The sequence below is a fragment of the Achromobacter sp. FW305-C-28 genome (assembly GCF_058783235.1).
This window is the reverse complement of sequence record NZ_JBYSYL010000003.1, coordinates 646381-659251: the sequence shown is the minus strand read 5'-3', so window position 1 is coordinate 659251 and position 12871 is coordinate 646381. Positions and strand designations below refer to the sequence as shown.

The 12871-nt window shown below is 68.5% G+C and carries 11 protein-coding genes; 4 read left to right on the top strand and 7 right to left on the bottom strand.

Annotated features, from left to right (window positions below; translation table 11 throughout):
* Window positions 1-6: 6 nt before the first annotated feature.
* The 5 genes from AC3WMR_RS11800 to AC3WMR_RS11780 form a co-directional block, all read right to left on the bottom strand.
* A complete protein-coding gene (locus tag AC3WMR_RS11800; protein WP_492263254.1) occupies window positions 7-1623 on the bottom strand; it encodes an ABC transporter substrate-binding protein in 1617 nt (538 codons plus the stop codon).
* A 158-nt stretch (window positions 1624-1781) separates the two neighbouring features.
* Window positions 1782-3728 (bottom strand): family 2A encapsulin nanocompartment cargo protein cysteine desulfurase, encoded by a 1947-nt coding sequence (locus tag AC3WMR_RS11795; protein WP_492263253.1) that lies wholly within the window; start codon window positions 3726-3728, stop codon window positions 1782-1784.
* An 8-nt stretch (window positions 3729-3736) separates the two neighbouring features.
* Complete coding sequence (locus tag AC3WMR_RS11790) at window positions 3737-4669, bottom strand: family 2A encapsulin nanocompartment shell protein (RefSeq protein ID WP_492263252.1); 933 nt, start codon at window positions 4667-4669, stop codon at window positions 3737-3739.
* Between the two features lie 60 nt (window positions 4670-4729).
* A complete protein-coding gene (gene epsC / locus AC3WMR_RS11785) occupies window positions 4730-5629 on the bottom strand; it encodes a serine O-acetyltransferase EpsC (protein WP_492263251.1) in 900 nt (299 codons plus the stop codon).
* Between the two features lies 1 nt (window position 5630).
* Window positions 5631-6119, bottom strand: a complete 489-nt coding sequence (locus AC3WMR_RS11780) for a rhodanese-like domain-containing protein (RefSeq protein WP_492263250.1) — start codon at window positions 6117-6119, stop codon at window positions 5631-5633.
* A 249-nt stretch (window positions 6120-6368) separates the two neighbouring features.
* On the opposite strand from AC3WMR_RS11780, the gene AC3WMR_RS11775 reads away from it, so the two are divergent.
* From AC3WMR_RS11775 to AC3WMR_RS11760, 4 genes are read left to right on the top strand one after another with little or no spacing between them, the layout of a single operon-like run.
* The gene (locus tag AC3WMR_RS11775; protein WP_492263249.1) at window positions 6369-7418 is read left to right on the top strand and encodes an ABC transporter substrate-binding protein; all 1050 of its coding nucleotides are present in this window, start codon (window positions 6369-6371) and stop codon (window positions 7416-7418) included.
* Window positions 7419-7422: 4 nt separating this feature from the next.
* Window positions 7423-8193: an ABC transporter ATP-binding protein gene (locus tag AC3WMR_RS11770; protein WP_175196525.1), complete on the top strand. Its 771-nt coding sequence runs from the start codon at window positions 7423-7425 to the stop codon at window positions 8191-8193.
* Window positions 8190-9089 carry an ABC transporter permease gene (locus AC3WMR_RS11765; protein WP_492263248.1) on the top strand — a complete coding sequence of 300 codons (900 nt, stop codon included), beginning with the start codon at window positions 8190-8192 and terminating at the stop codon, window positions 9087-9089. The genes AC3WMR_RS11770 and AC3WMR_RS11765 overlap by 4 nt, the downstream gene beginning before the upstream one ends.
* A 1-nt stretch (window position 9090) precedes the next feature.
* Window positions 9091-10788 carry an amidohydrolase gene (locus AC3WMR_RS11760; protein ID WP_492263247.1) on the top strand — a complete coding sequence of 566 codons (1698 nt, stop codon included), beginning with the start codon at window positions 9091-9093 and terminating at the stop codon, window positions 10786-10788.
* A 63-nt stretch (window positions 10789-10851) separates the two neighbouring features.
* On the opposite strand, the gene AC3WMR_RS11755 is transcribed toward AC3WMR_RS11760, so the two are convergent.
* Window positions 10852-11187 carry a 4Fe-4S dicluster domain-containing protein gene (locus AC3WMR_RS11755; protein WP_492263246.1) on the bottom strand — a complete coding sequence of 112 codons (336 nt, stop codon included), beginning with the start codon at window positions 11185-11187 and terminating at the stop codon, window positions 10852-10854.
* The gene (locus AC3WMR_RS11750) at window positions 11184-12803 is read right to left on the bottom strand and encodes an FAD-dependent oxidoreductase (protein WP_492263245.1); all 1620 of its coding nucleotides are present in this window, start codon (window positions 12801-12803) and stop codon (window positions 11184-11186) included. Before AC3WMR_RS11750 ends, AC3WMR_RS11755 begins: the two co-directional genes overlap by 4 nt.
* Between the last annotated feature and the right edge of the window lie 68 nt (window positions 12804-12871).

The window sequence follows — 12871 nt, the reverse complement described above, 5'->3', positions numbered from 1 at the left end:
GCCTCCCTACTTCTGCAGCCAGGTGTCGTAGAACTGCAGCCGCGACGAGGCGTCGTAGTGCAGGCCCTGGACGTGCTTGCCCGTGGCGCCCACCGTGGCCAGCTCCACCAGCGGAATGGCGTGGCCGTCGGCCACCAGCAGCTCGGCGGCGCGGGCGATCAGCTGCTTGCGCTGGGCCGGGTCCTGCGCGGCGGCGGACTGCGCCAGCACGGCATCCACCTCCGCCGGCGCGCGGAAGTTGACGTTGCGGCCACTGGCCAGGAACACGGTGCGCAGGATGTCCGGGTCGGCGCGCGTCAGGTTGTAGAACTGGATCGGCATCTTGCCCGTGTCGCGAATGGCGTTGACCTGGCCGATGACGCTTTTCTTCAGTTGCAGGTCCACCCCGATCTCGCGCAGCTGTTGCTGGATCAGTTCCAGGTAGGTGACCGACTGCCAGTATTCCAGCCGCACCGTCAGCCGTTCGCCGTTCTTTTCGCGGATGCCGTCCTTGCCGGGCAGCCAGCCGTCGTCTTCCAGCAGCTTGATGGCGCCCTTGGGGTCGTAGGCCAGCGCCTGCGACTGGTCGACATACGATGGCGTGGTCTTGGCCAGCACCGACGTCGCCGGCTGCTGGTAGCGCGACAGGATGGTCTGCAGTTCGGGGCGGTTGATGCCCTTGACCAGCGCGCGCCGCACGGCCGGCGTCGCCCACAGGGGCAGCGATTCGTTCGGGAAGAAGCTGTACACCAGCCCCGGATTGCTGCGTGCCAGAATAGGCAGGCCTTGCGCCAGCAGCACCTTTTCGTCCTGCGGCTGCACGCTGGTGTTCACATCCACCTGGCGCGACAGCAGGCTGCCGTTGCGCACGCCCGATTCCGGAATGATGCGAAATTCAATGCCTTCCAGGTAAGCCTTGTCGCGATGCGTCGCCAACGACGACGGCCAGGCGTAATCGTCGCGCCGTTGCAGCTTTGCGCCCTGGTTGTGCGTGAACGAGGTCAGCACGAACGGCCCCGACCCCACCACCTGGCCCTGGCAGCGTTCTTCGTACGACCTGGCCAGCGTGGCCTTGGACAACAGGCCCAGGCTCATCGTCGACGTGGCCTGCAGGAACTGGGCGTTGGGTTCCTTGAAGACGACCACCACGGTATGCGCGTCCGGCGCCTCGATGCGGTCCACGCCGGCCAGGTAGGTCGACGCCAGCGAGGCGCGCGCACCCATCTTCACGATGCCGTCGAAATTGGCCTTGACCGCATCGGCGTCCAGCTTGCTGCCATCGCTGAAGGTCGCGCCGTCGCGCAGCACGAAGGTGAAGCGGCGGTTGTCCTCTTCGGCCTTCCAGCTCGTGGCCAGCCACGGCACGATGTTGCCCGTCTCGGGGTCCTGGTCGGTCAACGAATCGGTGATCTGGCGGCCGATGTTCAGCGCCGTGTTGTTGCCGGGCTGCTGCGGATCGACGCAAGCGGGGTCGCCGTCCAGCGCCACCTTGAGAATGCCGCCGTACTGCGGCGTGGCGCCATGCGCGGGGGCCGCCACCAAGGCGAAGACCGCCGCGCACAGCGCTGCGCCGACCGGGGCGGCCCACCGGGGCGCGGATGCATCCCGGTGCGGATTCATCAAACTGGCTGTGCTGCGCTGCATTACCCTGATTCCTTGTCTTGAAAGTGAAGCAATCCACTCTAAACAGGGCCGGGGCCGCGGCTAAATACATTCTGCGGATTTTCAAATCCGGCAGAAACTAATGCCGGGAAACGCAGCAGCCGTCGCGGCACTTACCGCGACGGCTGGCCCGCACCGCTTCAAGCGGTTCGTCGCGACGCCGCCAGCCGCTGCACCACCTCCAGCAGGCGGTCGATTTCATCAAAGGTGTTGTAGAACGCCAGCGAGGGCCGCACCGTGGTCTCGACGCCGAAACGGCGCAGGATCGGCTGCGCGCAGTGGTGCCCGGTGCGCACCGCGATGCCCTCTTCGTTCAGTGCATGGCCGACTTCTTCGGTGCTGTAGCCGTCCAGCACGAACGACATGACGCTGGCCTTGTCCGCGGCCGTGCCGATCAGCCGCACGCCCGGGATGGCGCCCAGCCCGCGCGTGCCGTAGACCAGCAGGTCGTGTTCGTAGCGGCCGATGTTCTCGATGCCCAGGCGGCTCACGTAGTCCAGCGCGGCCCCCAGGCCGACGGCGTCGGCGATGTTGCCGGTGCCGGCCTCGAACTTGTTGGGAATCGGCTGGAACACCGTTTTCTCGAAAGTCACGTCGGCGATCATGTTGCCGCCGCCCTGCCACGGCGGCATGTCTTGCAGCACCTCGCGCTTGGCCCAGACCACGCCGATCCCGGTCGGCCCGAATATCTTGTGTCCGGAAAACACGAAGAAGTCTGCGTCCAGGGCCTGGACATCCACCGCCAGGTGCGAGACCGACTGCGCGCCGTCCACCAGCACGCGCGCGCCGGCCCGATGCGCCAGGTCAATGATCTGCTTGACGGGCGTGACGGTGCCCAGCGCATTGGACACCTGCGTCACGGCCACGATGCGGGTGCGGTCGTTGAGCAGCTTCTGGTATTCATCGAGCCGCACCTGGCCGCTGTCGTCCACCGGAATCACGCGCAGCCGTGCGCCGCGGGCGGCGGCCAGTTGCTGCCAGGGCACGATATTGGCGTGATGCTCCAGGTGCGACACGATGATCTCGTCGCCCTCGCCCACGTGTTGCGCGCCCCAGCTCTTGGCCACCAGGTTGATGGCTTCGGTGGTGCCGCGCACGAAGATCACCTCGTTTACGTCGGGTGCGTTGATGAAGCGCCGCACCCGTTCACGCGCACCTTCATAGGCGTCCGTGGCGCGCGCCGCCAGTTCGTGCGCGGCCCGATGGATGTTGGAGTTTTCATGGGCGTAGAAATACGCGATCCGGTCGATCACGCGCTGCGGCTTGTGGGTGGTGGCGGCGTTGTCGAACCACACCAGCGGACGGCCGTTGACGCGTTCCTGCAATATCGGGAAGTCGCGCCGCACGGCGTGCACATCGAAAGGCGGATGCGCGTCGGCGCCGGCCTGGGGCGCCACGCGCGCCTGGGGATGCGCGGGCGTGGTGTAGCCGCTGGGCAGCACCACGGCGTCAACGAAGTAATAGCGCGCGTCCGCCGTGGGCGTGGCGGGGGCCGATAGCGGCGCCGCGGGCGGTGCCGCGCGGGGCGGCGTCAGCGGCAGTCCGGCCAATTCGTCGCTGATCCGGGTGTCGCCCAGCACATTCGGCGATGCCGCCGGGTCAGGCGCCGGCTGGCCATGCCCTGGCGTCAGGAAGTAGTACGGCGGCGGCACGCCCGTCGCGCCCGCGCCGAAGCGGGGTTCGTACGCCGGCACCGTCGCCACGACGCTGTCGGGCGCGCCATTGCCCGCTGGGGCATGCGGCAGCAAGGCCGGCGCGCGATGCGCCAGCGACGGCAGTTGTGCCGGAGACGCCGGCACCAGGTTGGCGCCCGGCGCCACGCCTTGCGGAATCGGCGTGCCTGGCACGCTGGGGCCCAGGCCCGCCGGGCTGACCAGCGGCGAGCCTGGCGGCGCCACGTTCAACGGCGCCTGCACCCCGGGCGGCACCGGCGCGGGCGGGGTGACGCCCACCGCCTGCCCCGGCAGCGCCGTGAAGAAGGCATTGGCCAGGCGCGCCAGTTCGCCCGGGTCGATGGGCGCTTCCGGGGCGCCCGGCACTGCGCCGGAAAGCGCGGCGAAGCGCGCAGAAGAATCGGCTTGAGCCATCGTGCCGCCTACTTGTAGGTATCGGGATAGTCGTGGTACTTGCCGATCTCGACCTCGTCGAGCACCGCCAGCGCATCATCGGCCAGCAGGGCCAGCGAGCAATACAGCGAGATCAGGTAGGACGCGATCGCGTGGTTGTTGATGCCCATGAAGCGCACCGACAGGCCCGGGCTTTGCTCGCCGGGCAGGCCCGGCTGGTACAGCCCGACCACGCCCTGGCGCTTGTCGCCCACGCGCAGCAGCAGGATCTTGGTCTTGCCGTCGGCCACCGGCACCTTGTTCGAGGGAATCAGCGGAATGCCGCGCCAGGTGATGAATTGCGACCCGAACAGGCTGACGGTAGGCGGCGGCGTGCCGCGGCGGGTGGCCTCGCGGCCGAAGGCAGCGATGGCCAGCGGGTGCGTCAGGAAAAAGGCCGGTTCCTTCCAGACGCGGGTCAGCAATTCGTCCAGGTCGTCGGGCGTGGGCGCGCCGGTCAGCGGAAAGAGGCGCTGCTCGTCGGTCACCTGCGACAGCAGGCCGTAATCGGGGTTGTTGATCAGCTCGCTTTCCTGGTTTTCCTTGATGGTTTCGATCGTCAGGCGCAGTTGCTCCTTGATCTGGTCGTGCGGGCTGCTGTACAGGTCCGAAATGCGGGTGTGCACGTCCAGCACGGTGCTGACAGCGTTCAGGAAGTACTCGCGCGGCTGCTCGTCGTAGTCCACGAAGGTGCGCGGCAACTGGTTTTCTTCTTCGCGCGCGGTGCACGTGACTTTGATGTTTTCGGGATTCTTGACCTTGTTCAGGCGGTAGATGCCCGCTTCGACCGGTACCCATTGCAGCAGATGCGTCAGCCAGCGCGGGCTGATGGTGGAGAGCTGGGGTACGGTCTTGGTCGCATTGGCCAACTGCCTTGCGCCGTTGTCGCCCAATGCGACGGTCCCGCCTACGGTGGCACTCATTGAAATCTCCGAAGTGAACAAACAAGCAAAACAGACGAGCAAAAAAACAGGGCCGAAGCCCTACGAGGATGAGCGGGAAGTGCTGCGGGGGCCGGCCTGGGTGACCGTGGCGCCGGGCGCGACGTCATCCGTGATCCAGACGTTGCCGCCGATGACGGCGCCCTGCCCCAGCGTCACGCGGCCCAGGATGGTGGCGCCGGCATAGATGACCACGTCGTCTTCGACAATGGGATGGCGCGCCTGGCCCTTTTCCAGGTTGCCCTCGGCGTCGGTCGAAAAGCGCTTGGCGCCCAGCGTCACGGCCTGATAGATGCGTACGCGCCGGCCCAGGCGCGCGGTTTCGCCGATGACGACGCCGGTGCCGTGGTCGATGAAGCAGCCCGGACCGATCTGCGCGCCGGGATGGATGTCGATACCGGTTTCACCATGGGCGATCTCGGCCGCGATGCGGGCCAGCAGCGGCAGGTCCAGCAGGTACAACTGGTGCGCCAGCCGGTGATGGATCAGTGCATGGATGCCGGGATAGCACAGCAGCACTTCATCGACGCTGCGCGCGGCCGGGTCGCCCTGGTAGGCAGCCAGCACATCGCTGTCCAGCAGGCGGCGTACGTCCGGCAGCGCGGCCGCGAATCGGCGCACGATGGCCGTGGCGTGCTCATCGACTTCGGGATGGTCGGGCGCGTTGCGGCGCAGTTCCAGCCGCGCCTGCTCCAGCAGGCTGCGCAGCGCCGCGTCCAGCGTGTAGCCGACGTAGAAGTTCTCGCTTTCATGGCGCATGTCCACCGGCCCCAGCCGCATCGGAAACAGCGCACGCTTGAATTTGTCGAAGATATCGGCCAGCGCCTCGCGTGACGGGAATTCACGCTCGCCCGGTTCACGCGTGCGCTGCTGCGAGGTTCGCCATTCGGCGCGGATGCCGTCCAAGGCCCGCACCACCCCTTCCAGATCGAACACCGCCATATCAGTCCTGCACCCAGGGCAAGCCGTGAAAGCGCCAGCCGTCGCGCAGGCCGCGATGCTGGTGGGCATCGAGTTCGCCTTCAAAGCCTTCGAACACATTGAAAACGGCCGAAAAGCCCGCCTTGGCGGCGGCCTCGGCGGCCAGGGCGGACCGCTTGCCGCTGCGGCACAACAGCAGCACCACGGCGTCCTTGCCGCCGGCGCTGGCGACCTTGGCTTCCAGCTCGCGCACGAACCGCGGGTTGCGCGTCAGGCTGGTGCCGGTGGCCCACGGCACGTGCACGGTGCCCGGGATATGGCCCACGAATGTGCGCTCTTCGGCCGAGCGTACGTCCACCAGCACGGCTTCGCCGTTCTGCGCGAGCGTCCAGGCGTCTATCGGCGATACGCCACCGGCATAGGTCAATTGACGGTTGCGCGCATCGGCGCGCGCCTGCTCCAGGGTGGCGGGCAATTCGGAGATCGCGGCGTCGGGGGTGTCGTAGCTCATGGCGCAAAGGCCTCCAGGCAGTCATCGCATCCAGTGCGACGGAACCCACAATCTAGGCCTGAAACCGCGGAATCCAAATGAATAAAAAGTCGGAAATTAACAACCCCGAGTTGTGAGGCCGGCGCGGCCACGGCGGGCGCGTGCAACGCGCGGGATCAAACAAGCATATGTCTAGATATTCTTTGTCGCGGGGGCCGGGCTTACGTAGCATGACCGCAAGCTATTTCACGTCATTCGGGACCACCAAGCATGAGTTCGTACAAGAAACTGGCGTCGATCGACACCGCACGCCGGCGTTTGCTGTTTCATATCGGCGCCGCCGCGGCGGCCGGCGCGGCGGGCACCTTGCCCGGCGTCACCCTTGCGCAGGCGCGCGAACAGGCCACCTTGGCCTCGGGCAGCGCGGGCTACACCTGGGCCCTGCCCTTTGTTGCCGAAAGCGGCGGTTACTGGAAGGCGCGCAACGTCGACCTGAAGGTCCTGGACTTTCCCACTGGCCGCGATTCGATGCAGGCCTTGCTGGCAGGGTCCGCCAACTTTTCCACTACCACCGACACCCCCGTGGTGTTTGCGGTGCTGCAAGGCCTGAAGCCCGGCATCCTGGCCAATTTCAGCCGCTATTCCTACGACATGAAGGTGGTGGCGCGCGAAGGCAGCGGCATCGTCGCCGACCAGCCCGCCAGCATCAAGGGCAAGAAGATCGGCACACCCGCCGGCACCTCGGGCCAGTACGCGCTCGCCAAATACCTGGAATTCGCCAAGCTGTCGGCCAGCGACATCACGCAGGTCAACCTGGCGCCCACCGACCTGATCGGCGCGCTGGTGCGCGGCGACATCGACGCGTTCTCATGGACCGCGCAAGCCGGCAACGCCGCCTTGCGCCAAAGTGGCGGCAAGGCCTTCTTCCTGACCCAGGCGGGCTACGAAAAGTACTTCCGCAGCCACCAGTTGCTGCTGGTCAACCAGAACACGCTGGATACGCGCCAGGCCCTGGTCAAAGACGCTATCGGCGCGCTGCTGGACGCCGAAAAGCGCATCGCCCAGGACCCGGCCTGGCCCGAGCTGATCGCCGGCCGCATCCGCAGCACGGCTGCCGACGTCAAGGAAGCGACCTCGGTGTTCGAGTTCAAGGTGGGCTTTGACGACAGCTTCATCGACGACCTGGTCAGCCAGGCCAAATGGGCCATCGACGCCAAGCTGGCGCCCGCCCCGGCCGGCGACCTGCGCACCCTGTTCCGCGCCGCCATCAAGGACGCGCCGTTGTCTGCCGCCGCGCCCGATCGCGTCAAACTGGCCTGACGGCATGGCTGCGTTGATCGAGTTCCAGCGCGTGTCGCAGTTCTTCACGACGCGCGGCGATACGCCGGCCCAGGCCCTGCACCAGGTGTCGCTGGACATCGAGGCCGGCGAATTCGTCTGCCTGATCGGCCCGTCGGGCTGCGGCAAGACCACGCTGCTGCATCTGCTGGCGGGTTTTCTGCAACCCACCGATGGCCAGGTGCGCTTTCGGGGCCAGCGGGTCGAACGCCCCGGCCCGGAACGCGGCGTGGTGTTCCAGGAATATGCGCTGTTTCCGTGGATGACCGCGCGGCAGAACGTCGAATTCGGCCTGCGCGCCCTGGCGGTGCCCGCCGACGAACGGCGCAGCCGGGCGCTGGCTGCCCTGGCGCGCGTGGGCCTGTCGGCCGCCGCCGAACGCTATCCCCACGAATTGTCCGGCGGCATGCGCCAGCGCATCGCCGTGGCCCGTTCGCTGGTGGTCGAGCCCAAGGTGCTGCTGATGGACGAGCCCTTCGCCGCCGTCGACGCCATGACGCGCGCCACGCTGCAGAAAGACCTGCTGCGCCTGTGGCAGGAAACCGGCGTGTCCGTCGTGTTCGTCACGCACAACATCGACGAAGCCATCTTCCTGGCACAGCGCGTCGTGGTCATGGCGCCGCACCCCGGTACCCTCAGCGACGACCTGCGCATCGACCTGGACTATCCGCGCCAACGCGGGTCCGTTGCATTCGCCCAGCACTACAACCGCATCGAAGCCGCCCTGGCCGGCGCTCCTGCAAGGCAAGCCGCATGAATTCCCTGACCCTGGGCCGCGCGCCCGACGCCGCCGAGGCGGCCGATCCGCTGGCGGGCGCCGCCGACGCGGGCCATCCCGCCGCCACCATCGCCGAACGCTTCCAGCAGGCGCATCGCCGCCAGACCCGCGCCCGGCGCCGCCAGCGGCTGCTGCTGAACCTGGCCGGCATCGCGCTGTTCCTGCTGGCCTGGGAAGCGGTGCCCTACCTGTTTCCGTGGATGAACCCGGCGCTGTTCCCGCCGCCGTCGCGCGTGCTGCAAGCCGCGCTGCCCTTGATCGCGTCGGGCGAACTGGCCTCGCACATCATCGCCAGCCTGTCCCGCGCAGCGGCCGGCTTCAGCATTGCGCTGGTGCTGGGCATCTCGGCCGGCATCCTGACGGCCCGCGTCGAGGCGCTGCATCACCTGAGCGAGCCCGTGCTGCACGGCTTTCGTTCGGTACCATCGCTGGCCGTGGTGCCGCTGGCCGTGCTGTGGTTCGGCATCGGCGAACTGCCCAAGATCGCGCTGATCGCCTGGGGCGCGTTCTTCCCGATCTGGATCACCACCTTCATCGGCGTGCGCGACACGAACATCGTCTACTTGCGCTCGGCGGCAGCGCTGGGCGCGGGCCGGGTGCGTACCCTGTTCCAGGTGATCCTGCCGGCCGCCCTGCCCTTCATCCTGGCCGGCGTGCGCCAGGCCATCGCGGTGTCGTTGATCGTGCTGGTGGCCGCCGAACTGTCGGGTTCCACTCGCGGCATTGCCTACATGATGTCGCTGGGCCACCAGCTGTTCCAGGTCGAGATCATGTTCATCGGCCTGGTGCTGCTGGGCGCTTTCGGCTTCGTGGCCGACCGGCTGTTCGTCTGGGTCGTCAAGCGCCTGTTCCCCTGGTATCAAAGCGCGTCCTGACATGCCCACCCATTCTGCGCGGGCGCATCCCCGCCCGCTGGTGCTGCGCAACGCGCGCATCCATACCTTTGACGATACGCGGCCGTCGGCCCGGGCCATTGCCCTGGTCGACGGCAAGGTGGCCGGGTTCGACGACGCGGCCATTGCCCTGGCCGACCGGGGTGCGCGCGCGATCGACCTGCAAGGCGCCACCCTCATTCCGGGCATCAACGATGCCCATGCCCACATGGAACGCGAAGGCCTGAAGACGCTGCGTCCGTCGCTGGCCGATGCGCGCAGCGTGGCGGACGTGCTGCGCGTGGTGCGCGATGCGGCCCGGACGACGCCGCCTGGCGACTACATCATGACCATGCCCGTGGGCACGCCGCCTTATTACTTCGGCGGCGCGGCGCAACTGGCCGAAGGCCGCCTGCCCACCCGGCAAGAACTGGATGCCGCGGCGCCCGACCATCCGGTCTATATTCCCGCGCCCTTCGGCAATTGGGGCAAGCCGCCCGGCACGGCGGCGCTGAACAGCCTGGCCCTGGCCCGCAACGGCCTTACGCCCGATTCGCGGCCGCAATGCGCCGGCATCGTGCTGGAGCGCGACGCGGCAGGCCAGTTGACCGGCCATATCGTCGAACACAATTCGCGCCCCGCCGTGGAATTCGACCTGCTTGCGGACGTGCCGCGCTTTGGCTTCGCCGACCGCCTGAAGGGCCTGCGCGTGTCGCAGCGGCAATACCACGCCAAGGGCACCACCAGCATCTACGAAGGCCACGGCAGCGCGCCCGAAACGCTTTCCGTCTACCGCAAGCTGTGGGAAGACGGTGAACTGACGATGCGCACCACGCTGGTGGTCAGCCCCACCTGGAGCGACCTGGCCGAGGCCGCCCGGGCCATGCGCGACTGGCTGGCCACGGCCCGCGGCCGCGGCCTGGGCGACCCCTGGCTGCGCGTCAGCGGTATCCACATCGCCTATGGCGGCGATCCGGTCACGGCCTGCTGCGCGCGCGCCAACCTGCCCGATACCGGTTGGTCCGGCTTTGTCGAACAGGCGGTGACGCCGGCGGATTTCCGCGCCCTGTGCCTGTTGGCCGCCGAGCATGACCTGCGGGTCAATGTCATCGTGTCGGACAAGCTGCACGAGGTGGTGCCGGTGCTGCGCGAGGTCGATGCCCGCTTCCCGCTGGCCGGGCGCCGCTGGGTCATCCAGCACATTGCCCGGGCGCGTCGCGACGACCTGCTGGCGCTGAAAGCGCTGGACGTGCTGGTGACCACCATCCCCACCTATTTCCTGTGGAAAGGCGGCGCGGCCTACCTGGACGAGCCCGATGGCGGCGACAGCGTCGTGGCGCACAACACGATGCTTGAGTTGGGTCTGCCGCTGGCGCTGGCCACCGACAACATTCCCTACGACCCGTTCTTTTCGCTGTGGGTCGCGGGTGCGCGGCAAGAGCGCCTGACCGGCCGCGTCATCGGCGCGGACCAGGCGCTGTCCGCCCGCGCCGCGCTGCACGCCTTCACGGTGGCCGGCGCCCGCCTGAGCTTCGACGAAGACTGGAAGGGGCCGCTGGCGCCGGGTTTCGCGGCGGACCTGGCCGTGCTGGACCGCGATCCCCTGGACCTGTTGCCGGACGGCTGGCGCGACACGCAGTGCTTGCTGACCGTGGTCGGCGGCCACGTCGTGCACGACGCGGCGGGCATCGCCCGGGCATAGGCGCCCCGGCATTCCGAGGGCGTGGGCGAGCCGCAGCGCCGTTGCCAACGGCGCCGCCCCACGCTATTTACCTGGCCCCCCGCCCAACAGCTTGAACGACTGGTCCGCGACGCGCAGATTGCGCGATTCGCGGGTCCAGCCGATCTGGCGGCGGTAGCTGCCCAGCAAGCCGGCCTGGACCAGCGCGTCTTCATCGACCTGCACCGGTGCGTCCGCATGCGGCGAGACGTACATGGCGTCTTCGGGGCACCAGGCTTCGCACATGAAACAGGTCTGGCAGGCGTCCTGGCGCGCAATCACGGGCGCCGCGCCCTCGACGATGTCGAAGACGTTCACCGGGCAGACCCGCACGCAGATATTGCAGCCGGTGCAGCGGCTCTCGCTGATCAGCTCGATCATGCCGCCAACCTCGCCGGGGCTTGTTGCGCCTGGGGCACGGCGCGCGGCGCCACCCAGACCTCGTCCAGGCCGCCCGACGTCAGGTGGTGGTATTGCGCGGCGTCCTGCTCCAGGAAGTCGTAGCGCTTGTGCATGCCGCGCGTTTCGCGGCGGGCCAGCGCGCTGCGGTACATCCAGCGCGACGTCGCCAGCATGGCCGCGGCCTCACGCGTGGCCAGCAGGTCGGCGGCCGCCGCCGGCGCGGCGGCGCGCAGGGCCTGCCAGCGGGCATCCAGCCGCGCCACCGACGGTTCCAGCACGTCGGCCGTGCGGAAGTAGTTGCGTTCGAACGGCATCACTTCGTCCTGCACCGCGCGCACCAGCGCGGCGGCGTCGGCCGCCTGTGCACCGGACCCGCGCAGGCCGGCCAGGCCGGCGCCTTGCGCCGCCCTGCCGCGGCCGCGCACGTCCAGGGCATGCCGGGCCGCGCCCGCGCCCGCCCACGATCCGGACGAGATCGCCCAGGCCGCGTTGTGGCTGCCGCCGCCGGTAAAGCCGCCGCAGATCGGCTCGCGCGTGGCCGCATCCCCGGCCGCGTACAGCCCGGGCACCGAGGTGGCGCAGTCGGCGCCGGTCAGGCGCAGGCCGCCGGTGCCGCGCACCGTGCCTTCCAGCCGCAGGGTCACGGGGAAACGCTGGGTAAAGGGATCGATGCCGCTGCGATCGAACGGCAGGAAGAAATTGGGTTGCGCGGCGCGCATGGCGGCACGGGTCGCCTCGTCGGCCAGGTCCAGCCGGGCGTAGACCTTCTGGCGCAGGAGTTCGCGAGCAATGACCGAACGCCCGCCCTTGGACGCCGCGCCAGGAATCGGCACGCCCTCGGCATCGGTGAACGTCGCCCAGTTGTAGAACAGCGTCTTGGTGACCGAACCGAATTCCGGCGCAATCGCATAGGCGTTGGAAAATTCCATGCCCGACAGTTCCGCGCCTAGCTCGGCGGCCATCAGCAGCCCGTCGCCGGTCAGCACGTTGCAGCCCAGCGCGCGGCTCAGGAAGGCACAGCCTCCGGTGGCGATGACCACCGCGCCGGCGCGCACCGACCAGGCGCCGCCACGCTGGCGGTCCACCCCGGCGGCGCCCGCCACGGCGCCATCGGCGTCACGCAGCAGTTCCAGTACCGGATGGTGGTCCAGGATCTTGCCGCCCGCCTGCTTGACCTGCTTGCGCATCAGGCGCATGTATTCAGGGCCTTGCAGCGAATTGCGGCGCGACACGCCGGCTGCGTCCTGCGGAAACGGATAGCCCCAGTCGGCCAGGGTATTGATGCCGTCCCAGGTCTGGTCCAGCACGCGGTTCATCCAGCCGGCATCGGCCAGGCGGCCGCCCATCTCGTAGCGGCTGGCCATGGCGGCCTGGCGCTTTTGCGGGTCGGGGTCCACGTACCAGACGGCGGTGCCCGCGGCGGCCGTGGCGCCCGACGAACCACAGTAGCCCTTGTCCGCCAGGATCACGCTGGCGCCCGCCTGTGCGGCCTGGATCGCGGCCCACGTCCCCGCGGGCCCGCCGCCGATGACGAGGACATCCGCCTCGTAGCCCGAATTGGCGCTGCCTTGCGGCGCCGCGTTGCTGACAGCCATGGAACCTCCGATGCGTATCTGCTTGATGCCAAAAATGGGATGGTAGGCCGGTGCGCCGCATCGGCGAA